18 protein-coding genes are annotated in these 23,213 nt (G+C 72.3%); 15 read left to right on the top strand and 3 right to left on the bottom strand.

All coding sequences use genetic code 11. The features are described from left to right. The first annotated feature begins 63 nt into the window (after positions 1–63). From secD to ABD323_RS15435, 4 genes are all read left to right on the top strand, one after another. A complete protein-coding gene (gene secD, locus ABD323_RS15420; protein ID WP_425556003.1) occupies positions 64–1,941 on the top strand; it encodes a protein translocase subunit SecD in 1,878 nt (625 codons plus the stop codon). Between the two features lie 4 nt (positions 1,942–1,945). Then, positions 1,946–3,076 (top strand): protein translocase subunit SecF, encoded by a 1,131-nt coding sequence (secF, locus tag ABD323_RS15425; protein ID WP_344442138.1) that lies wholly within the window; start codon positions 1,946–1,948, stop codon positions 3,074–3,076. Positions 3,077–3,096: 20 nt separating this feature from the next. Next, complete coding sequence (locus ABD323_RS15430) at positions 3,097–3,648, top strand: adenine phosphoribosyltransferase (RefSeq protein WP_344442139.1); 552 nt, start codon at positions 3,097–3,099, stop codon at positions 3,646–3,648. Between the two features lie 157 nt (positions 3,649–3,805). Further along, on the top strand, positions 3,806–6,250 hold the full coding sequence (locus ABD323_RS15435) for a RelA/SpoT family protein (protein WP_344442167.1): 2,445 nt from the start codon (positions 3,806–3,808) through the stop codon (positions 6,248–6,250). Positions 6,251–6,358: 108 nt separating this feature from the next. Here ABD323_RS15435 and ABD323_RS15440 read toward each other — a convergent pair whose 3' ends face one another. Next, positions 6,359–7,588, bottom strand: coding sequence for a DUF349 domain-containing protein (locus ABD323_RS15440; protein ID WP_344442140.1), 1,230 nt, complete (start codon positions 7,586–7,588; stop codon positions 6,359–6,361). 253 nt (positions 7,589–7,841) lie between these two features. Further along, entirely contained in the window at positions 7,842–8,663 is an 822-nt protein-coding gene (locus tag ABD323_RS15445) for a peptidylprolyl isomerase (RefSeq protein ID WP_344442141.1), read from the bottom strand. A gap of 268 nt (positions 8,664–8,931) precedes the next feature. Between ABD323_RS15445 and ABD323_RS15450 the strand changes: the two genes are divergently transcribed. The 7 genes from ABD323_RS15450 to rpsD all read left to right on the top strand — a co-directional run bounded on the left by ABD323_RS15450 (position 8,932) and on the right by rpsD (position 16,680). Continuing rightward, positions 8,932–9,639: an MBL fold metallo-hydrolase gene (locus ABD323_RS15450; protein ID WP_344442142.1), complete on the top strand. Its 708-nt coding sequence runs from the start codon at positions 8,932–8,934 to the stop codon at positions 9,637–9,639. Positions 9,640–9,650: 11 nt separating this feature from the next. Next, positions 9,651–10,913: a histidine--tRNA ligase gene (gene hisS / locus ABD323_RS15455; protein WP_344442143.1), complete on the top strand. Its 1,263-nt coding sequence runs from the start codon at positions 9,651–9,653 to the stop codon at positions 10,911–10,913. Then, entirely contained in the window at positions 10,910–12,700 is a 1,791-nt protein-coding gene (aspS, locus tag ABD323_RS15460; RefSeq protein WP_344442144.1) for an aspartate--tRNA ligase, read from the top strand. Before hisS ends, aspS begins: the two co-directional genes overlap by 4 nt. 77 nt (positions 12,701–12,777) lie before the next feature. Next, positions 12,778–13,284: a GNAT family N-acetyltransferase gene (locus tag ABD323_RS15465; protein ID WP_344442145.1), complete on the top strand. Its 507-nt coding sequence runs from the start codon at positions 12,778–12,780 to the stop codon at positions 13,282–13,284. Between the two features lie 153 nt (positions 13,285–13,437). Beyond that, positions 13,438–14,358 (top strand): polyphosphate kinase 2, encoded by a 921-nt coding sequence (gene ppk2 / locus ABD323_RS15470; RefSeq protein WP_344442146.1) that lies wholly within the window; start codon positions 13,438–13,440, stop codon positions 14,356–14,358. A 37-nt stretch (positions 14,359–14,395) separates the two neighbouring features. Next, the gene (locus tag ABD323_RS15475) at positions 14,396–15,745 is read left to right on the top strand and encodes a replication-associated recombination protein A (protein ID WP_344442147.1); all 1,350 of its coding nucleotides are present in this window, start codon (positions 14,396–14,398) and stop codon (positions 15,743–15,745) included. Between the two features lie 320 nt (positions 15,746–16,065). After that, on the top strand, positions 16,066–16,680 hold the full coding sequence (gene rpsD, locus ABD323_RS15480; protein ID WP_344442148.1) for a 30S ribosomal protein S4: 615 nt from the start codon (positions 16,066–16,068) through the stop codon (positions 16,678–16,680). 21 nt (positions 16,681–16,701) lie between these two features. On the opposite strand, the gene ABD323_RS15485 is transcribed toward rpsD, so the two are convergent. Next, positions 16,702–18,912, bottom strand: coding sequence for an ATP-binding protein (locus tag ABD323_RS15485; protein WP_344442149.1), 2,211 nt, complete (start codon positions 18,910–18,912; stop codon positions 16,702–16,704). A 191-nt stretch (positions 18,913–19,103) separates the two neighbouring features. On the opposite strand from ABD323_RS15485, the gene ABD323_RS15490 reads away from it, so the two are divergent. Genes ABD323_RS15490 through ruvX form a run of 4 tightly spaced genes read left to right on the top strand, consistent with a single transcriptional unit; the run spans position 19,104 to position 23,176 of the window. Then, positions 19,104–19,580: a DUF948 domain-containing protein gene (locus tag ABD323_RS15490; protein ID WP_344442150.1), complete on the top strand. Its 477-nt coding sequence runs from the start codon at positions 19,104–19,106 to the stop codon at positions 19,578–19,580. Between the two features lie 6 nt (positions 19,581–19,586). After that, the gene (locus tag ABD323_RS15495; protein ID WP_344442152.1) at positions 19,587–20,000 is read left to right on the top strand and encodes a DUF6167 family protein; all 414 of its coding nucleotides are present in this window, start codon (positions 19,587–19,589) and stop codon (positions 19,998–20,000) included. Between the two features lie 15 nt (positions 20,001–20,015). After that, complete coding sequence (gene alaS, locus ABD323_RS15500) at positions 20,016–22,685, top strand: alanine--tRNA ligase (protein WP_344442153.1); 2,670 nt, start codon at positions 20,016–20,018, stop codon at positions 22,683–22,685. Then, complete coding sequence (gene ruvX, locus ABD323_RS15505; protein ID WP_344442155.1) at positions 22,685–23,176, top strand: Holliday junction resolvase RuvX; 492 nt, start codon at positions 22,685–22,687, stop codon at positions 23,174–23,176. Before alaS ends, ruvX begins: the two co-directional genes overlap by 1 nt. Positions 23,177–23,213 lie beyond the last annotated feature (37 nt).

The raw sequence follows: 23,213 nt of genomic DNA on the forward strand, positions 1-23,213 counted from the left end.
CCTGCTGTCCCCACGGGCCGGCAGCGCTGAGTCGGCGGCATGGGACAGGGAGAAACGAGCAAGGTGGCAACACCCAAGTCGCGTCCGCGCGACGGCTACCCGGGGCGGGCACTGGCCCTGGTCCTGGCAATCGCCGTCGGACTGGTCGCCCTCATGTTCAGCACGGGCCACAGGACGCCTCGTCTCGGGATCGACCTCGCCGGCGGGACCAGCGTCACGCTGACGGCCACGTCGCAGGACAAGAGCGCGATCAACCAGGCCAACATGGACGTCGCGGTCGGGATCATCCAGAAGCGTGTCAACGCTTTCGGTGTCTCCGAGGCGGAGGTCCAGACCCAGGGCAGCGACAACATCATCGTCAACATCCCGAACGGCGGTGACAACCAGAAGACGGCACAGCAGGTCGGCACCACCGCCAAGCTGTACTTCCGCCCGGTGTTGGCGATCGCCCCGACCGGGGTGACCCTTCCTCCCGCCACCAGCAGCCCCAGCGCTGCCGGCAGCGGCAGCCCGCAGCCCGCGCCCAGCGGTTCGGCCTCGGCGCCCGCCGGCACCGCCGCCGCCTCGGCCGCGCCGAGCGGTTCGGCCAAGCCCACCGCCAGCGCCTCCACCGCCGGCCGCGCGCTCTCGCAGGGCCTGAAGGCCGCCGACCCGACCTCCTCGGCGTCGGCCTCCGCCCCCGCCTCGCCCGCCGCCAGCGGCTCCGCCGCCGCCTCCGCGCCGGCCTCCGCGCCCGCCAGCGGTGCGCCTTCCGCGGCCCCCTCGGCCCCCAGCGCCGCCGACATCTCGGCCGCGATGACCCAGGGCACCGTGCCGGCCGAGCTGCAGCAGCAGTTCACCGCGCTGGACTGCTCGAAGCCCGCGCAGCAGGCGCTGGACTACCAGACCGCCCCGGACAAGGCCACCGTGGCCTGCTCCTACAACAAGGAGCAGGGCGGCTACTACAAGTACGCGCTGGGCCCGGTGGGGGTCAACGGCTCGGACGTCACCAAGGCGCAGGCCGGCTTCGACAACCAGCACGGCTCCGGCTGGGAGGTGCTGCTGACCTTCAACGACGCCGGCTCCAAGGCGTTCGCCGACACCACCGGCCAGCTCGCCGCGCTGGGCGCCAGCGCCCCGGGCACCCCCGCCAACCAGTTCGCCATCGTGCTGGACGGCAAGGTCGTCTCGCACCCGTCGGTGCAGGCCGCGATCCCCGGCGGCAACGCGGTGATCTCCGGCACCTTCAGCCAGGACGACGCGAACAGCCTCGCCAACGTGCTGAGCTTCGGCGCGCTGCCGCTGAGCTTCACCCAGAGCGACGTGACCACCGTCTCCCCGCAGCTCGGTGGTGACCAGCTGCACGCCGGTCTGCTCGCCGGCGGCATCGGCCTGCTGCTGGTCGTGCTCTACTCGCTGATCTACTACCGCGGCCTGGGCCTGGTCTCCATCGCGGGCCTGGTGGTCTCCGCGGTCCTGACCTACGCGATCATGTGCCTGCTGGGCGCCGGGATCGGCTTCGCGCTGAACCTGCCCGCGATCTGCGGTGCGATCGTGGCGATCGGTATCACGGCGGACTCCTTCATCGTGTACTTCGAACGCATCCGCGACGAGGTCCGCGACGGCGCTCCGCTGCGCCCGGCCGTGCAGCGCGCCTGGCCGCGCGCCCGACGCACCATCCTGGTCTCCGACTTCGTGTCGTTCCTCTGTGCCGCGGTGCTCTACATCGTCTCGGTCGGCAAGGTCCAGGGCTTCGCCTTCACCCTGGGTCTGACCACGCTGCTCGACGTCGTGGTGATCTTCCTCTTCACCAAGCCGATGATCACGGTCCTGGCCCGGCGCAAGTTCTTCGCCGACGGACACCCGTGGTCCGGTCTGGACCCGAAGCGCCTGGGCGCCCGCCCGCCGGTGCGCGGCGGCCGCCGTCGCCCCGCCACCTCTGCTGCCGCGAAGGAGGCCTGACCCCATGTCACGCTTCGGCAATCTCGGCCACCGTCTCTACCAGGGCGAGGTCAGCTTCGACTTCGTCGGCCGGCGCAAGCTCTGGTACAGCATCTCGGCCGCCATCGTGGCCGCGGCGGTCATCGGTCTGACCGCGATCGGCCTGCACCTGGGCATCGAGTTCAAGGGCGGCTCGGTCTACACCGTGCAGAAGCCCGGCCTGTCGGTCTCGCAGGCCCAGGACGCGGCCAACAAGATCACCGGCGACGGCACCGCGGTGGTGCAGTCCACCGGTGACGGCAAGATCCGCATCCAGGTCAGCTCCAACGAGAAGATCCCGGCCGACACCTTCACCCAGCAGCTCTCCACCGACCTGAGCGTGCCGGCGAAGAACATCGACGCCCAGGTGGTGGGCCCGAGCTGGGGCCACCAGATCTCCCAGAAGGCCCTGCTGGGCCTGGTGATCTTCATGGTGCTGGTCACCGCCTACCTGGCGGTCGCCTTCGAGTGGCGGATGGCGGTGGCCGCGCTGGTCGCCCTCGTCCACGACCTGCTGATCACCATCGGCGTCTACGCCCTGGTGGGCTTCGAGGTCACGCCCGGTACGGTGATCGGCTTCCTGACGATCCTCGGGTACTCGCTCTACGACACGGTCGTCGTCTTCGACACCGTGAAGGAGAACACCAAGAACCTCGAGAAGCAGAACAAGGTCACCTACAGCGAGGCCGCCAACCACGGCCTCAACCAGACCCTGGTGCGTTCCATCAACACCACCGTGGTCGCCCTGCTGCCGGTGGCCGCGCTGCTCTTCATCGGTGGCGGCCTGCTCGGCGCCGGTACCCTGAACGACATCTCGCTCGCCCTGTTCATCGGCCTGGCCGCCGGTGCCTACTCCTCCATCTGCGTCGCCACCCCGCTGCTCGCGCAGCTCAAGGAGCAGATGCCGGAGATGAAGGCGCTGACCAAGCGGGTCGCCCAGCGACGCGCCTCGGAGGCCAAGGCCGCGGCCCTGGCTCCCCAGGACGACGCGTCGGCGCAGGGTGACTACGAGGGTGACGATGACGCGGTCGAGGGCGTGACGGCGGCTATGGTCGGTCAGCGTAACCAGCCGGTCAGCCGCAGCCGCGGCAAGAACCGCCCCTCCGGCAAGCGCTGAACCCCACCGAAGGAATCCCCGTGACCAGCCCTGACACCGCCCTGGCCGACCTGCTGACCAGCAGGATCCGGGACGTCGCCGACTACCCGAAGCCCGGGGTGCTGTTCAAGGACATCGCCCCGCTGCTCGCCGACGCCGAGGCCTTCGCGGCCCTCACCAGGGCGCTGGCGCAGCGGGCCGGCGAGCTGGGGGCGACCAAGGTGGTGGGCCTGGAGGCGCGCGGCTTCGTGCTGGCGGCTCCGGCGGCCTTCGCGGCCGGGCTCGGCTTCGTGCCGATCCGCAAGAAGGGCAAGCTGCCCGGCGAGGTGTTCCAGCAGTCGTACGACCTGGAGTACGGGTCGGCGACGCTGGAGGTCCAGTGCGACGCGTTCGCCCCGGGCGAGCGGGTGCTGGTGGTCGACGACGTGCTCGCCACCGGCGGCACCATCGCCGCCTCGCTGGACCTGGTCCGGCGCACGGGGGCGGAGCTGGTCGGGGTGGTCGTGCTGATGGAGCTCGGCTTCCTGGACGGCCGCGCGCGGCTCGCCCCGCACCTGGGCAGTGCCCCGCTGGAGACGCTGGTCACGGTCTGAGGTACCCGGTCACCCGGGAGTGCGAGAGCGCCGTTCTCTTCGGAGAGCGGCGCTCTCGGCATGTCAGCGGCCGGGCGGCGGAACGCCGCCGCGTCACCCTCGGTACCATGAAGGTTCATCCGGTGCGTACCGAGGAGTGTCCTTGCCCGACGAGGTAGTGCCCGCGGCCAAGGCCGCCGCCCCCCAGAACCAGCAGCAGGGCGACCGGCCCGCGCCCTCGGGGGCCACCCCGGCACGCCCGGCAGCGCCCTCGGCGGCCCCCTCACGCCCGGTGGCGCCGGCCGGCCGCCCGTCCTCCTCCGCCGGCGGCATGCGCGCGCGCCTGGCCCGCTTCGGCGGCCAGCGCACCACCGTCCTCAACCCGGTCCTGGAACCGCTCTTCCGCACCATCCGGGCCGGCGACCCCAAGGCCGACCCGGCCCTGCTGCGCGACATCGAGCGCGCCTACACGGTCGCCGAGCGCTGGCACCGCGGCCAGAAGCGCAAGAGCGGCGACCCGTACATCACCCACCCGCTGGCGGTGGCCACCATCCTGGCCGAGCTGGGGATGGACGCGCCGACCCTGATGGCGGGCCTGCTGCACGACACCGTCGAGGACACCGACTACGGCCTGGAGACCCTGCGCCAGGACTTCGGCGACTCGGTCGCCCTGCTGGTGGACGGCGTCACCAAGCTCGACAAGGTGAAGTTCGGCGAGGCCGCGCAGGCGGAGACGGTCCGCAAGATGGTCGTGGCGATGGCCAAGGACCCGCGGGTCCTGGTGATCAAGCTCGCCGACCGCCTGCACAACATGCGCACCATGCGGTACCTCAAGCGGGAGAAGCAGGAGAAGAAGGCCCGCGAGACGCTGGAGATCTACGCCCCGCTGGCGCACCGGCTGGGCATGAACACCATCAAGTGGGAGCTGGAGGACCTGGCCTTCGCCATCCTCTACCCCAAGATGTACGACGAGATCGTCCGGCTGGTGGCCGAGCGCGCGCCCAAGCGCGACGAGTACCTGGCCACCGTGATCGACCAGGTGCAGGGCGACCTGCGCGGCGCGCGGATCTCGGCCGCGGTGACCGGCCGCCCCAAGCACTACTACTCGGTCTACCAGAAGATGATCGTCCGCGGCCGCGACTTCGCGGAGATCTACGACCTGGTGGGCATCCGGGTCCTGGTCGACACGGTGCGCGACTGCTACGCGGCGCTCGGCACCATCCACGCGCGGTGGAACCCGGTCCCCGGCCGGTTCAAGGACTACATCGCGATGCCCAAGTTCAACATGTACCAGTCGCTGCACACCACGGTGATCGGCCCCGGCGGCAAGCCGGTCGAGCTGCAGATCCGCACCTTCGACATGCACCGGCGGGCCGAGTACGGCATCGCCGCGCACTGGAAGTACAAGCAGCGCGCGGTGGCCGGCGCCTCCAAGGTCCGCACCGACACGCCCTCCCAGGTCCGCAAGGACGACAAGGCCGGCGCGGTCAACGAGATGGCCTGGCTGCGCCAGCTGCTGGACTGGCAGAAGGAGACCGAGGACCCCAGCGAGTTCCTGGAGTCGCTGCGCTTCGACCTCTCCAACAACGAGGTCTTCGTTTTCACCCCCAAGGGCGACGTCATAGCGTTGCCGGCCGGTGCCACCCCGGTGGACTTCGCCTTCGCCGTGCACACCGAGGTCGGGTACCGCTGCATAGGAGCCCGGGTCAACGGGCGCCTGGTGCCGCTGGAGTCGACGCTGGAGAACGGCGACCTGGTGGAGGTCTTCACCTCCAAGGCCGAGGGCGCCGGCCCCTCGCGGGACTGGCTGGGCTTCGTCAAGTCGCCGCGGGCCCGCAACAAGATCAAGGCCTGGTTCTCCAAGGAGCGCCGCGAGGAGGCGATCGAGCAGGGCAAGGAGGCCATCGCGCGGGCCATGCGCAAGCAGGGCCTGCCGATCCAGCGGATCCTCACCGGCGACTCGCTGGTCACGCTGGCGCACGAGATGCGCTACCCCGACATCTCCTCGCTCTACGCGGCGATCGGCGAGGGCCACGTCGCGGCGCAGAACATCGTGCAGAAGCTGGTCCAGGCACTCGGCGGCGAGGAGAGCGCCACCGACGACCTGGCCGAGACCGCGACGCCCACCAGCGACGGCCGCGCCGCGCGCCGGCGCCGGGCCAAGGGCGACCCGGGCGTGATCGTCAAGGGCGTGGACGACGTCTGGGTCAAGCTCTCGCGTTGCTGCACCCCGGTGCCGGGCGACCCGATCGTGGGCTTCGTGACCCGCGGCAACGGCGTCTCGGTGCACCGCGCGGACTGCGTCAACGTGGACTCGCTCACCCAGCAGCCCGAGCGGATGATCGAGGTGGAGTGGGCGCCGACCCAGTCCTCGGTCTTCCTGGTGGCCATCCAGGTCGAGGCGCTGGACCGCTCCCGGCTGCTGTCGGACGTCACCCGGGTGCTCTCCGACCAGCACGTCAACATCCTGTCGGCGGCGGTGCAGACCTCGCGCGACCGGGTGGCGATGAGCCGGTTCACCTTCGAGATGGGCGATCCCAAGCACCTGGGGCACGTGCTCAAGGCGGTGCGCGGGGTGGAGGGCGTGTACGACGTCTACCGGGTCACCTCGGCCCGCAAGTAGGCCGCCACGGCCCGCCGGTGGGCCGTGGCAGCCGTGACGGACGCGAAGGGCCCGGGACCACCTGAGGTGGTGGTCCCGGGCCCTTCGCGCACCCACGCGGGGCGGGTGTCAGCCGCTGAACTCCTCCAGGCTCTTCAGCGCCTGGTCCAGCAGTGCCTGACGGCCCGCCAGTTCACCCTCCAGCTTCTTGGCCTTGGCCTCGTTGCCGGCCGCCCGCGCCTTGTCGGCCTCGGCGCGCAGCTTGTCCACCGCGCTCTGCAGCAGACCCGTCATGCCGGCCGCGCGGGCCTTGGCCTCCGGGTTGGAGCGCTTCCACTCGGCCTCCTCGGCCTCGCGCACGGCCCGCTCCACGGTGTTCAGCCGGGCGTCCAGCTTCGGACGGGCGTCGCGCGGCACGTGCCCGATCGCCTCCCAGCGCTCGTTCACGTCGCGCAGCGCGGCCTTGGCGGCCTTGAGGTCGGTGATCGGCAGGATCGCCTCGGCCTCGACGAGCAGGGCCTCCTTGAGCTTCTGGTTCTCACCCTGCTCGGCGTCGCGCTCGGTGAAGACCGCCGAGCGGGCCTGGAAGAAGACGTCCTGCGCGCCGCGGAAGCGGGCCCACAGCTCGTCCTCGGCGTCGCGCTGGGCGCGCCCGGCGGCCTTCCACTGCGCCATCAGGTCGCGGTAGCGGGCTGCGGTGTCACCCCACTCGACGGAGCTGGAGAGCGCCTCGGCCTCGCTGACCAGCCGCTCCTTGACCGCCTTGGCCTGGTCGCGCTCGGCGTCCAACGACGCGAAGTGCGCCTTGCGGTGCTTGGAGAAGACCGACCGGGCGTGCGAGAAGCGGTGCCACAGCTCGTCGTCGCTCTTGCGGTCCAGGCGCGGCAGGCCCTTCCAGGTGTCCACCAGCGCGCGCAGCCGGTCGCCGGCCTCCCGCCACTGGGTGGACTCGGCGAGCTGCTCGGCCTCGGCGACCAGCGCCTCCTTGGCGTGGCGGGTCTCGTCGGCCGCCTTGGCGCGGGCCGCCTTGCGCTCCACCTGACGGGACTCGATCTCCCCGCTCAGGGTGTCCAGCCGCTTGGCGAGCGCGTCCAGGTCACCGACCGCGTGCGCCTCGACGACCTGGGCGCGCAGGTGGTCCAGCGCGGTCTGCGCGTCCTTCGCCGCCAGGTCGGTCTTGCGGATCCGGTGCTCCAGCAGGCCGATCTCGGCAGCCAGGCCCTGGTACTTGCGCTCGAAGTAGGCGAGAGCCTCCTCGGGGGAGCCCGCCTGCCAGGAGCCGACGACGCGTTCGCCCTCGGCGGTCCTGACGTAGACGGTCCCCTGCTCGTCGACACGGCCCCACGGGTCGCTGCTCACAGCGCCTCCTCCACATGACGTTCCGCCGACCGCCGTGCGGTGCGGATCCGTCGTCCACAGTTGAATGTGCGGCGGACCGATGGCCCACCGTCCCTGCCCGCCCGGTTCTACCAGTTGCCGAGGGTGACGGCGAACGGGTCAGGGCACCCTACACAACAGCAACATAGGCGACCAGGCCCGGTGCTGTCCGCATCCGGGCCGGGCCAATTCGCGCGGCGGTGACGATCGGTGCGCCGGCCGCCGCGCGAGATCGTCAGCCCTTGGTGGTGGTCACCTTGTCGAGCACCACGTTCGCGTTCGGGGCGCCGTCGCCGGTGCCGCCCTGCACGCCGCCGGCGGCGATGTTGGTGAGCACGTCCAGGCCGCCGGTGATCTTGCCGAACGGGGTGTAACTGGGCGGCAACTGGGTGTCCTTGTAGACCAGGAAGAACTGGCTGCCGTTGGTGCCCGGGCCCGCGTTGGCCATCGCCACGGTGCCGGCCGGGTAGGTGGCGCCGGTCAGGTTCTCGTCCGGGAACTGGTAGCCGGGGCCGCCCGAGCCACCGGGGTTGGTGGCGCTGGCCGTCGGGTCACCGCACTGCAGGACGTAGATGCCCGAGGTGGTCAGGCGGTGGCACTTGACGTGGTCGAAGTAGTTCTGACCCGCCAGGAACACGAAGGAGTTGACCGTGTGCGGCGCCTTGGCGGCGTCCAGCGCGATGGTGACCGTGCCGCAGCTGGTCTCCAGGTCCGCGGTGTACTGGGCGTTGGTGTCCAGCGCCATCGCCGGCTCGCTGGTCCACTTCTTGCCGTTGGGGGCGCCGGCCGCCGGCGGGTTGCAGCCCTTGACCGGGCTGGGCGCGGCCGCGGGTGCGCTCGCGGTCGGCGCGGCGTTCGCGGTGTCGGTCTTCTTGGCGTCGGACTTGAAGACGCCACCGGCCCAGGCACCACCGGCGGCCAGGACCACCACGGCCACCGCGGCACCGATGCCGGCGTTGCGCCGCCGGGCCTTGGCCTGGGCCTTGGCGCGGTTCGCCTGCTGCCGGTCGTACTTCTCGCGGGCGAGCTGCCGCCGCCGCTGTTCGCTGCTGACCACCGGCCGTGTCTCCTCAGTACTGGCGCGCGCCGGGTTCGCCGCGCGAAACGTGTCGGGCGGATCATCGCATCCGCTGGGCGCCAAGTGTAGGGACCTTGTCTGTAAGAACACGGTGAGGCGGGCATGGCAATGATCACGAACGACCGGCCCGGCGGCACGCTCGTATCTGGTTCGCGGCCGGTGCCGTGGCGCCGGTAGGCTGCACCGGAGCACTCCGCACCCCCGATCGCCCGCCGCCGACCGCCCACCGAACTGCCGAAGGACTGCCGTGTTCATCGCCGGATTTCCCGCCGGAGCCTGGGGCACCAACTGCTACCTCGTCGCGCCCGCGGCCGGCGAGGAGTGCGTGATCGTGGACCCCGGACACCAGGCGGCCGCCGGCGTCGAGGCGATGGTGCGCGAGCACGGTCTCAAGCCGGTCGCCGTGGTGCTCACCCACGGACACATCGACCACGTCGCCTCGGTGGTCCCGGTCTGCGGCGCCAAGGACATCCCGGCCTACCTGCACCCCGAGGACCGGTTCATGCTCACCGACCCGGAGAAGGCGCTCGGTCGCTCGATCGGGCAGCAGCTGATGGGCGAGTTGACCATCGGCGAGCCGGCCGACCTGCGCGAGCTGACAGACGGCGTGGAGCTGGAACTGGCCGGACTGCGGCTGACCGTCGACCACGCGCCCGGCCATACCAAGGGGTCGGTGACGTTCCGGACGCCCGCGACCGACCAGGTCCCACCGGTCCTGTTCTCGGGCGACCTGCTCTTCGCCGGCTCCATCGGGCGCACGGACTTCCCCGGCGGCAGCCACAGCGCGATCATGCGCTCGCTCGCCCGGGTCTGCCTGCCCCTCGACGACGCCACCGTGGTCCTCTCCGGCCACGGCGACCAGACCACCATCGGCCGCGAGCGCGCCACCAACCCCTACCTCCAGCAAGCGGCAGGGGCGTTGCCCGCCCCCGCGGCCCCGCGACGAGGAATGTGACGGAAGAGAAGTTGAGCACCTTCACCGCCCCCAAGGGCACCTACGACCTGCTTCCGCCGAGGTCCGCGACGGTCCTGGCGATCCGCGCGGCACTGTCGGCGCCGCTGCGCCGGGCCGGCTACGGCTACGTCGAGACCCCGGTCTTCGAGGACGTCAAGCTCTTCTCCCGCGGTGTCGGCGAGTCCACCGACATCGTCAGCAAGGAGATGTACACCCTCACCACCAAGGGCGGCGACGACCTCGCGCTGCGCCCGGAGGGCACCGCCTCGGTGGTCCGCGCCGCCCTGCAGGCCAACCTGCACAGGCTCGGCAACCTGCCCGTCAAGCTCTGGTACGGCGGCTCCTTCTACCGCTACGAGAAGGCCCAGAAGGGCCGTTACCGCCAGTTCGCCCAGGTCGGCGCGGAGGCGATCGGCGCCGAGGACCCGGCGCTCGACGCCGAGCTGATCATCCTGGCCGACGACGCGTTCCGCGCCCTGGGCCTGCGCGACTACCGGCTGCTGCTCAACAGCCTGGGCGACAAGCAGTGCCGGCCGGTCTACCGCGCCGCCCTCCAGGCGTTCCTGGCCGGCCTGGACCTGGACGAGGACACCCGGCGCCGGGCCGAGATCAACCCGCTGCGGGTGCTGGACGACAAGCGCGAGGCCGTGCAGGCCCAGCTGGTCGACGCCCCGCGGCTGCGCGACTACCTCTGCGAGGACTGCAAGGCCTACGACGAGCAGGTCCGCGAGCTGCTCACGCTGGCCGGCGTCGCCTTCGTCGACGACCCCAAGCTGGTGCGCGGCCTGGACTACTACACCCGCACCACCTTCGAGTTCGTGCACGACGGCCTCGGCGCGCAGTCCGCGATCGGCGGCGGCGGGCGCTACGACGGTCTGTCCGAGATGCTCGGCGGCCCCGCGCTGCCCTCGGTGGGCTGGGGCCTGGGCGTGGACCGCACCGAACTCGCGCTGGAGGCCGAGGGCATCGTCCTGGACCTGCCGGCCACCACCGAGGTCTACGCGGTGGCGCTCGGCGAGGAGGCCAAGAACGTGCTCTTCGCCAAGGTCACCGAGCTGCGCCGGGCGGGCGTGGCCACCGACCTGGCCTTCGGTGTCAAGGGCATCAAGAACGCCATGAAGTCCGCCGACCGCTCCGGGGCCCGCTTCGCCCTGGTCGCAGGAGACCGCGACCTCGCCGAAGGGGTCGTCCAGCTCAAGGACCTGACCACCGGCGAGCAGGTCCCGGTCGCTCTCGAAGCACTCGTCACCACCCTGAAGGAGAAGCAGCTGTGATCCGCACGCACGACGCGGGCACGCTCCGCGCGGAGCACGCCGGAACCACCGTCACCCTGGCCGGCTGGGTCGCCCGCCGCCGCGACCACGGTGGGGTGGCGTTCATCGACCTGCGCGATGCCTCGGGCACCGTGCAGGTCGTGGTCCGCGACCTCGACTCGGTGCACGGCCTGCGCGCCGAGTACTGCGTGAAGGTGGTCGGCGACGTCCGGATCCGCCCCGAGGGCAACGAGAACGCGGACATCGCGACCGGCGCCGTCGAGGTCGTGGTGAGCTCGATCGAGGTGCTCTCCGAGGCCGCGCCGCTGCCCTTCCAGGTCGCCGAGTACGAGCCGGGCACCGTCAACGAGGAGGTCCGGCTGCGCTACCGCTACCTGGACCTGCGCCGCGAGGGCCCGGCCCGCGCGCTGCGCCTGCGCTCGAAGGTCAACCACATCATCCGCACGGTGATGGAGGAGAACGACTACCTCGACATCGAGACGCCGTACCTCACCCGCTCCACCCCCGAGGGCGCCCGCGACTTCCTGGTCCCGGTCCGCCTGCAGCCGGGCCACTGGTACGCCCTGCCGCAGTCCCCGCAGCTCTTCAAGCAGCTGCTGATGGTCGCCGGCATGGAGCGCTACTACCAGATCGCCCGCTGCTTCCGCGACGAGGACTTCCGCGCCGACCGCCAGCCGGAGTTCACCCAGCTGGACATCGAGGCCTCCTTCGTCGACCAGGAGGACGTGCTGGCCCTGGGCGAGAAGCTGGTCGCGCGCATCTGGTCCGAGGTGCACGGCTACCAGCTCCCCAGCCCGCTGCCGCGGATCAGCTACGCGGACGCCATGAGCCGCTACGGCTCCGACAAGCCCGACGTCCGCTTCGGCCAGGAACTCACCGACCTGACCGAGTACTTCAAGGGCACCGAGTTCCGGGTCTTCCAGGCGCCGTACGTCGGCGCGGTGGTCATGCCCGGCGGAGCCTCGCAGCCGCGCAAGGCGCTCGACGCCTGGCAGGACTGGGCCAAGGCGCGCGGCGCCCGGGGCCTGGCCTACGTGGTCATCGACGCCGAGAGCGGCGAGCTGCGCGGTCCGGTCGCCAAGAACCTCAGCGCCGAGCACCTGGCCGGCCTGGCCGCGGCCGCCGGCGCCAAGAACGGCGACGCGATCTTCTTCGCGGCCGGCAAGCAGACCGCCTCCCAGGAGCTGCTGGGCGCCGCCCGCCTGGAGATCGGTCGCCGCTGCGAGCTGATCGACGAGTCGCAGTGGGCCTTCCTGTGGGTCGTGGACTTCCCGATGTTCGAGCCGATCGAGGACGACAAGGGCGCCTTCCAGGGCTGGCACGCGGTGCACCACCCGTTCACCGCGCCCACCGCGGAGTCGCTGGCGACCTTCGACACCGACCCCGGCAGCGCGCTCTCCAACGCCTACGACCTGGTGCTCAACGGCTCGGAGCTCGGCGGCGGTTCGATCCGTATCCACCAGCGCGACGTGCAGAAGCGGGCGTTCGACGCGATCGGCCTCTCCGAGGAGGAGGCGGCCTCGCAGTTCGGCTTCCTGCTGGACGCCTTCAACTACGGCCCGCCGCCGCACGGCGGCATCGCGCTGGGCCTGGACCGGGTGGTGACCCTGCTCGGCGGGTACGACACCATCCGTGACGTCATCGCCTTCCCGAAGACGTCCACCGGTGGCGACCCGCTCACCGGTGCCCCCACCCCGATCACCCCCGCGCAGCGCCGCGAGGCCGGCGTGGACGCCCAGCCCAAGCTCCGCGAGGAGCCCAAGTCGCAGGCTCCGCAGGAGTCCTGACACTCGATTGACCATCACCGCTCCGGCCGGTGCGCCTCTCTGCGCACCGGCCGGAGCGCGTCCACAAAGGAGTGGGCATGGAGCTGCGGATCAGAGTCGAGGAGCCGGCCGACGCACCCGCCACCAGACGGGTGCACATGGCGGCCTTCCCCGGACCGGAGGAGGCCGACCTGGTGGACGCGCTGCGCGCGGACCCGTGCTGGCTGCCGGAACTGTCGCTGGTCGCCGTCGACGAGGGCGGCCTGGTGGTGGCGCACGTGCTGATGACCCGGCTGCGGGTCGGCGACGGCGCCGCGCTGGCACTGGCGCCGGTGGCGGTGGCCCCGGAGTGGCAGCGCCGCGGGGTCGGCGAGCAGGTGGTCCGGGCGGCCCTGGCGGCCGCCGAGGGCGCGGGGGAGCAGCTGGTGGTGGTGCTGGGCGATCCCGCGTACTACGGGCGGTTCGGCTTCGGGCCGGCCGCCGGGCACGGCGTGAGCGGCCCCTACGAGGTGCCCGACGAGGTCTTCCAGGTGCTCACGCTGCCCGCCTACGACGGCACCCCGCGCGGCCACTGCGCCTACCCGGAGCCGTTCGACGGCCTCTGACGGCTGCTGACGGTTCCTGACGGCGGCCCGCGGCTCCCCGGCCGGCGCGATCACCCGGCTGCCCGGTCGCCGCCGGGTGCGCCGTCCTGCGCGGGTGGGCTGATCGGACATACCGTGAGGGGTCGTCAGAACCCTTCCCGCGGAGGCGCCACCGTGACCCTTGAGCCCGCCAAGCAGCCCCGACTCGCCAAGGCCCTGTACGAGAAGGAGCTGCTGCGCCTGCAGAACGAGCTGGTCAAGCTCCAGGAGTGGGTGCGGGTGGAGGGCATCCGGCTGGTGGTGGTCTTCGAGGGCCGGGACGCGGCGGGCAAGGGCGGCGCCATCAAGCGGGTGACCGAGTTCCTCAACCCGCGCATCAGCCGGGTCGCCGCGCTGCCCGCCCCCACCGAGCGCCAGCGCGGCCAGTGGTACTTCCAGCGCTACGTGGAACAGCTGCCGGCGGCCGGCGAGATGGTCCTGTTCGACCGCAGCTGGTACAACCGGGCCGGCATCGAGAAGGTGATGGGCTTCTGCACGGACGAGGAGTACCGGCAGTTCCTGCACCAGTGCCCGACCTTCGAGCGGATGCTGATCGAGGCGGGCATCGTGCTGCGCAAGTACTGGTTCTCGGTCAGCGACGCCGAGCAGGAACGCCGCTTCCGCTCCCGGCTGACCGACCCGATGCGGCGCTGGAAGCTTTCCCCGATGGACATCGAGTCGATCACCCGCTGGGAGGACTACTCCCGGGCCAAGGACGAGATGTTCGTCCACACCGACATCCCCGAGTCGCCGTGGAACGTGGTGGAGAGCGAGGACAAGCGCAGCGCCCGGATCAACATGATCGCCCACCTGCTCTCCACCATCGACTACCGCGACGTCACCAAGCCACCGGTCGCGCTGCCGCCCCGCCCGGCGCCCAAGGGCTACCAGCGTCCGCCGCGCGACCTGCAGAAGTACGTGCCGGACCACGCGGCGCGCCTCGCGGCGGGCGGCGGCGACGACGGCAGGAAGTCCGACAAGAAGTCCGACAAGAAGTCGGACAAGAAGCCGGACAAGAAGTCCGAAAAGTCCGACAAGAGGTCCGGCAAGACGTAGGCGCCGGCCTGTCGGTCGCCTCGCATAGGGTGGCCGGGTGGACGAACCGGACCTCTTCACCGCCGCCGCCGAGGACCGCCAGGCCAAGGAGCCCGGGCGGGCGCCGCTGGCGGTGCGGATGCGCCCGCGCACGCTGGACGAGGTGGCCGGGCAGCGCCAGCTGCTGCGCGACGGCTCGCCGCTGCGCCGCCTGGTCTCCGGCGCCAAGGGCCCGGCGGCCACCAGCTCGGTGATCCTCTGGGGGCCGCCCGGCACCGGCAAGACCACCCTCGCGCACGTGATCAGCCAGGCCGTCGAGGGCCGCTTCGTCGAACTCTCGGCGATCACCGCCGGCGTCAAGGAGGTGCGCGCGGTGATCGACGGCGCGCGCCGCGCGGTGGGCATGAGCGGCACCGAGACGGTGCTCTTCCTGGACGAGATCCACCGCTTCTCCAAGGCCCAGCAGGACTCGCTGCTGCCCGCGGTGGAGAACCGCTGGGTGACGCTGATCGCCGCCACCACCGAGAACCCGTACTTCTCGGTGATCTCCCCGCTGCTCTCGCGCTCGCTGCTGCTGACCCTGCAGTCGCTCACCGACGAGGACGTGCGGGCCCTGCTGCGCCGCGCTGTCGCCGACGAGCGCGGCCTGGAGGGGCGGCTCACCCTCGACCAGGAGGCCGAGGACCACCTGGTCCGGCTGGCCGGCGGCGACGCGCGCCGGGCGCTGACCACCCTGGAGGCGGCGGCCGGCGCGGCGCTGGAGCGGGGCGTCGGGGTGATCGACCTGGCCACCACCGAGACGGCCGTCAACCAGGCCGCCGTGCGCTACGACAAGGACGGCGACCAGCACTACGACGTGGCCAGCGCGCTGATCAAGTCGATCCGCGGCAGCGACGTGGACGCCACCCTGCACTACCTGGCCCGGATGATCGAGGCCGGCGAGGACCCGCGCTTCATCGCCCGGCGGCTGATGATCTCCGCCAGCGAGGACGTCGGCCTGGCCGACCCGACCGCCCTGTCCACCGCGGTGGCCGCGGCCCAGGCGGTGGCGCTGATCGGGTTCCCCGAGGCGCGGATCATCCTCTCGCAGGCCGCGATCGCGCTCGCGCTGGCGCCGAAGTCCAACGCCGCCTACCTGGCCATCGACGCGGCGCTGGCCGACGTGCGCCAGGGGCTGGCCGGCGCGGTGCCGCCGCACCTGCGCGACGCGCACTACGGCGGGGCGGGCAAGCTCGGTCACGGCAAGGGCTACCAGTACCCGCACGACCTGCCCGGCGGGATCGCCGCCCAGCAGTACGCGCCGGACACCGTGCACGGCAAGGAGTACTACCGGCCGACCCGGCACGGCGGCGAGGCCCGGTACGCCGACGTCGTCGAGTGGACCAGGGCCCGGCTCAAGGGGGACTGACCACCGGGTATACTCGCTCGAAGTGCCCTGTCCCGGGCACGGCGGCGGGCGCGAGCCCGACCGACCGGCCGCACCAGCGGGACAACGGCCCGGAGCGCCCCCTCGTGGGGTGCCCCCAGGAGCGTCGCGCACCGTTTCGGTGTCGCGGGCAGCCCACCACCTCACGGCGGTGGGCCACCCGTGTGCTTGCACCTCTCGTGCCCGGCTCCGGAGAGCGGCTGACCAGTCCCGTCAGGGGCGGTTTTTCTCCGGTCCGCGACAGGCGACCTCCGTCAACACCTGGTGAAGCCGTATTCGCAACTGAAAGAGGTAATGGTTCCATGGCGAACCAGAAGCGTCCCAAGGTCAAGATCGCCCGTGCCCTTGGCGTGCCGCTGACCCCGAAGTCCGTCAAGTACTTCGAGGCCCGCCCGTACCCGCCCGGCCAGCACGGCCGTGGCCGCAAGCAGAACTCGGACTACAAGGTCCGTCTGCTCGAGAAGCAGCGTCTGCGCGCCCAGTACGACCTGAGCGAGAAGCAGATGGCCCGCGCGTTCGACCGCGCGAAGAAGGCCGAGGGCAAGACCGGTGAGGCGCTCGTCGCCGACCTCGAGGTCCGCCTCGACTCGCTGGTCATGCGCTCGGGCATCGCCCGGACCATCTACCAGGCTCGCCAGATGGTCGTCCACGGCCACATCGAGGTCAACGGTGGCAAGGTCAACAAGCCGTCGTTCCAGATGAAGCCGGGCTACGTCGTCACCGTGCGTGACCGTAGCAAGGAGAAGGTCCCGTTCCAGGTCGCCCGTGAGGGTGGCTACGCGGGTGAGGGTCAGACCCCGAAGTACCTCGAGGTCAACCTCAAGGCCCTGGCCTTCCGCCTGGACCGTGCCCCGCAGCGTCGTGAGGTCCCCGTGATCTGCGACGAGCAGCTGGTCGTCGAGTACTACTCGCGCTGACCCGCGTCCCCGCTCCCCGGCTCACGAGTCGAGGATCGCGACGGAGCCCCCGCAGCCTTCGGGCCGCGGGGGCTCCGCCCGTTGCGGCGCCTCACGGACCGCGGTCGGCTGCTCGCGGTGCCCGCGGGCGCCCTGCGGCCGGCCGCCCAGCGCCCGGCGCACCGCCGCGTCCAGGTCCAGCGCGGCGCCCTGGCGGAACGCCTCGGCGAACTCGCCCGCGCTCAGACCGGCCTCGGCGCGCGCCGCGCACTCCAGGTGCGGGGCGTTGAAGCTGGTGGAGCCGAAGAGCGGGATCCCCACCGCCTGCCAGATCCGGTGCGCGGCGCCCTGCAGCAGCCGTGCCTCGCGCAGGTCGGCCGGCTCCTTGGGCCCCTGCAGCGGCTCGGTGGCCAGCAGCGCCAGCATCTCCAGGCCGAGCACGATCCCGACCAGGTCGCGGAAGAGGTGGTTGAGCCGCACGCACTCGCGCGCGTGCGCGCGGGCCTGGCGCACGTCGCCGCAGAGCCACTGCGAGTACGCCATCGCGTAGAGCCCGTACGCGTACGCCCACTGCTCGCCGTGCTCCTCGCAGAGCGCGCGCACCCGGCTCATCCAGTGCTCGCCCTCGGCCGCCTCGCCCTGGAAGAGCCGGGCCAGCCCGAGTTCGAACATCGCCATCAGCACGTTGCTGTTGAGCTCGCCGATCGTCTCGTAGTGCCAGAGCGCGTCCTCGAAGAGCTCGGCGGCGCGGGCCGGCTGGTCGCCGATCAGCGCGGCGCAACCCAGCCGGTGCAGCGCGTAGGCCAGCGCCCGGTCGTCGCCGGTGTCCAGGGCCTGCTGCCGGCACTCCTCCAGCGCCGGCAGCGCGCGGGCCGGGTCGCCCTGCAGGGTGGCCATGTAGCCGGTCACCCAGAGCGCCTTGGCCCGGGCCGGGGTCGGCTCGGGGGCCAGCGCCAGCGCCCGGTCCAGCCAGTGCCGGCCCTCGCCCAGGTGGCCCGAGCCGACCCAGAAGTACCAGAGGGTGCCGGCCAGCACCAGGGCCGGCTGCTCCTCGCCGGGCTCGCCCAGGCAGAACTCCAGGGCGGCGCGCAGGTTGCCGTGCGCCAGCGCGGTCCGCTCGGCGGCCTGCACCTGGCGCGGGCCGAACCACTCCAGCTCGCCCCAGCCGGCCAGCCCCAGGTACCAGTCGCGGTGCCGGCGGCGCAGCCGGTCCTCCTCGCCGGTGGCCCGCAGCCACTGCGCGCCGTAGTCGCGCAGGGTGTCCAGCAGCCGGTAGCGCACCGCCCCCGCGCCCTCCTCGCGCAGCAGCACCGACTTGGCGACCAGCTCGGCGACCAGGTCGAAGACGTCCTGCGGGTCGATGCCGTCACCGGCGCAGACGTACTCGGCGGCCTCCAGGTCGAAGCCGCCCGCGAAGGCGGTCAGCCGGGCCCAGAGCAAACGTTCCTGCGACGTGCAGAGTTCGTGGCTCCAGCCGATCGTGGTGCGCAGCGTGCGGTGCCGCGGGCAGCTGCCGCGTTCGCCGCCGGTGAGCAGCTGGAAGCGGTCGTCCAGGCGCAGCGCGATCTGCTCGACGGTGAGCGCGCGCAGCCGTCCGGCGGCCAGCTCCACGGCCAGCGGGATGCCGTCCAGGCGGCGGCAGAGCACGGTGATCTGCGCGGTGTTGCGCTCGGTGAGCGCGAACCCGGGCAGCACGGCGGCCGCGCGATCGGCGAAGAGCCGTACCGCGTCCGGGAGTTCGCGCCCCGGTGCGGTCACCGGCAGCGGCGCGACGGGCAGCAGGTGCTCGCCGGCCGCCCGCAGCTGCTCGCGGCTGGTGGCCAGGATCCGCAGGCCGGGCGCGGCCCGCAGAAGCGCCCCGACCAGCTCGGCGCACGGCTCCACCAGGTGCTCGCAGCCGTCCAGCACCACCAGCAGGCGGCGGTCGGCCAGCTGCTCGGCCAGCACGTCCAGCGGCGGGCGGGCGGTGGCGTCGGTGAGGCCGAGCCCCTCCAGCACGGCGTGGCCCAGCAGCAGCGGGTCGCGCACCTGGCCGACCTCCACCAGGTGCGCGCCGCCGCTGAAGCCACCGGCCACGGCGGCGGCCGCGCGCAGCGCCAGGCGGGTCTTGCCGACGCCGCCGGGCCCGGTCACGGTCACCAGCCTGGCCCGCTCCAACAGCGCTGCCAGCGCGCCGAGTTCGGCCCGCCGGCCGACGAACCCGGTGATCTCCGCGGGCAGCCGCCCGGGCGGCTCCGTCCCGTGCTCCAGCACCGCCGCACTCCTGTCCGCCGCCGCGACCCCGGATCCCGTGGTCCGGTCTCCCGCCCGGCCCAACGAGGTGACCGGCCGGTAGGTTACGGAGCGCGGCTCGCACACCCGAGCGCCTCGCCAGCGGTTATCGGGTCGGGACCTGGGGCGCGGGCGCGATAGGGTTCCGTATCGAGGAGCGAAGGGAGCACACGGTGTCCGTGGGAGAGCTGGCCGGCCTGCTGGTGGCCGTGGGCTGGGCGGTCCTGGTCACCCTGCTCGCCGTCGTCCTGGTACGGCTGTCCAAGGTGCTGCGCGAGGCCACCGTGCTGGTCACGGCCGTCACCGAGCAGGCCGTGCCGCTGCTGACCGAGGCCGGCGCCGCGGTGCGCAGCGCCCAGCAGCAGCTCGACCGGGTGGACGACATCACCGCCAACGTGCAGGACGCCGCCGCCAACGCCAACGCCCTGTCCTCCACCGTCGCGGCCACCCTGGGCGGCCCGCTGGTCAAGGTCGCCGCCTTCAGCTACGGCGTGCGCAAGGCCGTCAGCCGCCAGAACGGCACCCTGACCCTGCCTCAGCAGGGTCCCGAGCGCGACGCGCTGGCCCGGCTGATCCGCGCCGAGGTCCGCGCCGCCACCGCCCCCCGCGGCGGCCTGCTCTCCCGTGTCCGGCGAGCCGTGAAGGGCTGATGCACCGTGGTTCGACGCATCTTCTGGATGACGGTCGGCGCCGGCGCCGCCGTCTGGGCCATGAACAAGGCCAACGAGGCCACCCGCCGCCTCACCCCTGACAGCCTGTCGGGCACCGCCGCGCGCGGCGCCCTGCACCTGGGCGACGCGGCCAAGCGCTTCGCGCAGGACGTCCGCACCGGCATGGCCGAGCGCGAGGAGCAACTGCGCGCCGACCTCGGCCTGGACGGCACCGCCGTCCTGGAGCCCGCGCCGCGCCGGCGCCGGACGGCCGCGCCCCGCGGCGCCGAGTACCGAGCTATCTCGGCGGCCCCCGGTTCCCCGGGCGTCGCCCTGCCCCCCTCGCGCGCCGGTTCCACCCCCCCAGCCCTCACGTCAACGCCCCGCCAGCTCGAACAGCGCCGGGGCAAGCACCCTTAACCGGAAGGACCCCTCATGGAGTCGGCAGAGATCCGCCGCCGCTGGCTGCGCTTCTTCGAGGAGCGCGGCCACACCGTCGTTCCCTCGGCGTCCCTGGTCGCCGACGACCCCACCCTGCTGCTGGTCAACGCGGGCATGGTGCCGTTCAAGCCGTACTTCCTGGGCGAGGTCAAGCCCTCCTTCAGCACCGCCACCAGCGTGCAGAAGTGCGTGCGCACCCCGGACATCGAAGAGGTCGGGAAGACCACCCGGCACGGCACCTTCTTCCAGATGTGCGGCAACTTCTCCTTCGGTGACTACTTCAAGGAAGGGGCCATCTCCCACGCCTGGGAGCTGCTGACCTCCTCCGTGGAGAGCGGCGGCTACGGCCTGGACCCCGAGAAGCTCTGGATCACCGTCTACCAGGACGACGACGAGGCCGAGAAGATCTGGCTGGAGAAGATCGGCGTCCCCTCCGAGCGCATCCAGCGCCTGGGCAAGGCCGACAACTTCTGGTCGATGGGCGTGCCCGGCCCCTGCGGCCCCTGCTCGGAGATCAACTACGACCGCGGTCCCGCCTACGGCGAGGAGGGCGGCCCGGCGGTCAACGGCGAGCGCTACATGGAGATCTGGAACCTGGTCTTCATGCAGTACGAGCGCGGCGCCGGCACCGGCAAGGACGACTTCCCGATCCTGGGCGACCTGCCGGCCAAGAACATCGACACCGGCCTGGGCCTGGAGCGGCTGGCCACCATCCTGCAGGGCGTCGACAACCTCTTCGAGATCGACACCACCCGGATGATCCTGGGCCGGGCCGCCGAGCTGACCGGTCACCGCTACGGCGCCGGCGAGAAGACCGACGTCTCGCTGCGCGTGGTCGCCGACCACATCCGCACCTCGGTCATGCTGGTCGCCGACGGCGTCACCCCCGGCAACGAGGGCCGCGGCTACGTGCTGCGCCGCATCCTGCGCCGCGCGATCCGCAACATGCGCCTGCTGGGCGCCACCGACCCGGTGGCCCGCTCGCTCACCGAGGTCACCATCGAGGCGATGGGTCCGCAGTACCCGGAGCTCTTCGAGGAGCGCAAGCGGATCGAGACGGTCATCGTCGCCGAGGAGGCGACCTTCCTGCAGACCCTGCGCAGCGGCACCGCGATCCTGGACACCGCGATCGGCGAGACCAAGTCGGCCGGCTCCGCAGTGCTCGCCGGCGACAAGGCCTTCCAACTGCACGACACCTACGGCTTCCCGATCGACCTCACCCTGGAGATCGCCGCCGAGCAGGGCCTGTCGGTGGACGAGGACGGCTTCCGCCGCCTCATGAAGCAGCAGCGCGACGCGGCCAAGGCCGACGCCCGGGCCAAGAAGCTCGGCCACGCGGACGTCTCCGCCTACCGCGAGGTGGCCGACGTCTCGGGCGCCACCGTCTTCACCGGCTACACCGACACCTTCGGTGAGGCCACCGTGGTGGGCCTGCTGGTCGACGGCCTGCCGGCCCCGGCCGCGCACGAGGGCGACGACGTCGAGCTGGTGCTGGACCGCACCCCGTTCTACGCCGAGGGCGGCGGCCAGCTCGCCGACCACGGCCGGATCCGGCTCGACTCGGGCGCCGTGGTGGAGGTCCGCGACGTCCAGCAGCCGGTGCCCGGCGTGATCGTGCACAAGGGCTCGGTGCTGGTCGGCGAGGTCGTGGTCGGCGCGGCCGCCTACGCCCAGCTGGACGTGGAGCGCCGCCGGGCGATCGCCCGCGCCCACAGCGCCACCCACCTGACCCACCAGGCGCTGCGCGACGCGCTGGGCCCCACCGCCGCCCAGGCCGGTTCGGAGAACTCCCCGGGCCGCTTCCGCTTCGACTTCGGCTCGCCCGCCGCGGTGCCCGGCTCGGTCCTGGTGGACGTCGAGCAGAAGATCAACGAGGTGCTGGCCCGCGAGCTCGACGTCACGGCCGAGGTCATGACGATGGACCAGGCCCGCAAGGCCGGTGCGATCGCGATGTTCGGCGAGAAGTACGGCGACTCGGTGCGCGTGGTCACCATCGGTGACTTCTCCAAGGAGCTGTGCGGTGGCACGCACGTCGGCAACACCGCCCAGCTGGGCCTGGTGAAGCTGCTCGGCGAGTCCTCGATCGGCGCCGGCGTGCGCCGGGTCGAGGCGCTGGTCGGCGTGGACGCCTACAACTTCCTGGCCCGCGAGCACACCGTGGTGGCCCAGCTGACCGAGCTGGTCAAGGGCCGCCCGGAGGAGCTGCCGGAGAAGATCTCCGCGATGCTCGGCAAGCTCAAGGAGGCCGAGAAGGAGATCGAGCGGTTCCGCGCCGAGAAGGTGCTGGCCGCGGCCGCCGGACTGGTCGACAGCGCCCAGGACGTCCATGGCGTGGCCCTGGTGGCCGCCCGGGTCCAGGACGGCACCGGCGCCGACGACCTGCGCAAGCTGGTGCTGGACGTCCGGGCCCGGCTCGGCGCCCGGCCGGCCGTGGTGGCGGCCTTCACGGTGGCGGGCGGCCGTCCGCTCACCGTGATCGCCACCAACGAGGACGCCCGCGCCCGCGGCGTCAAGGCCGGCGAGCTGGTCCGGGTCGCCGCCAAGACGCTGGGCGGCGGCGGTGGCGGCAAGGACGACGTGGCCCAGGGCGGCGGCACCGACGCCTCCGCGGTGGACGCGGCCGTCGAGGCCGTGCGCAGGCTGGTCGCGGAGCGCGCGTCCTGATGGAGCCCGAGCAGACCCAGGAGCCCAAGCCCTGGCGCCGGGGTCGGCGGATCGCCGTCGACGTCGGTGACGCCCGGATCGGGGTCGCGTCCTGCGACCCCGACGGGCTGATCGCCACGCCCGTCGAGACGGTCCCCGCCGGGGGCCGCTCGCAGGCGCGGCTGCAGGCGATCGTCGAGGAGTACGACGCGATCGAGGTGGTGGTCGGTCTGCCGCGCTCGCTCAGCGGCAAGGAGGGCCCGGCCGCGGAGAAGGTGCGCGCCTACGCCGGCCGGCTGGCGATGCGGCTCTACCCGGTGCCGGTGCGGCTGGTCGACGAGCGGATGACCACCGTCACCGCGACCCAGGGCATGCGCGCCGCCGGCGTGAAGGCCAAGAAGGGCCGCGCGGCGATCGACCAGGCCGCGGCCGTGGTGATCCTGCAGAGCGCGCTTGAGACCGAACGGGTGAGCGGTCGGGCGCCCGGCGAGAGTGTCGAGCCGATCAGCTGATCATCCTGCCCTAGCGTGCTGTGTGAGGGGCCCGTCC

Source organism: Kitasatospora nipponensis, from assembly GCF_039528135.1.
Taxonomy (GTDB): Bacteria; Actinomycetota; Actinomycetes; order Streptomycetales; family Streptomycetaceae; genus Kitasatospora; species Kitasatospora nipponensis.

Excerpts from the sequence above, each read along its gene's own strand:
- secF (WP_344442138.1), top strand. The coding sequence starts at position 1,946 with ATGTCACGCTTCGGCAATCTCGGCCACCGTCTCTACCAGGGCGAGGTC.
- ABD323_RS15465 (WP_344442145.1), top strand. The coding sequence starts at position 12,778 with ATGGAGCTGCGGATCAGAGTCGAGGAGCCGGCCGACGCACCCGCCACC.
- rpsD (WP_344442148.1), top strand. The coding sequence starts at position 16,066 with ATGGCGAACCAGAAGCGTCCCAAGGTCAAGATCGCCCGTGCCCTTGGC.
- alaS (WP_344442153.1), top strand. The coding sequence starts at position 20,016 with ATGGAGTCGGCAGAGATCCGCCGCCGCTGGCTGCGCTTCTTCGAGGAG.
- ruvX (WP_344442155.1), top strand. The coding sequence starts at position 22,685 with ATGGAGCCCGAGCAGACCCAGGAGCCCAAGCCCTGGCGCCGGGGTCGG.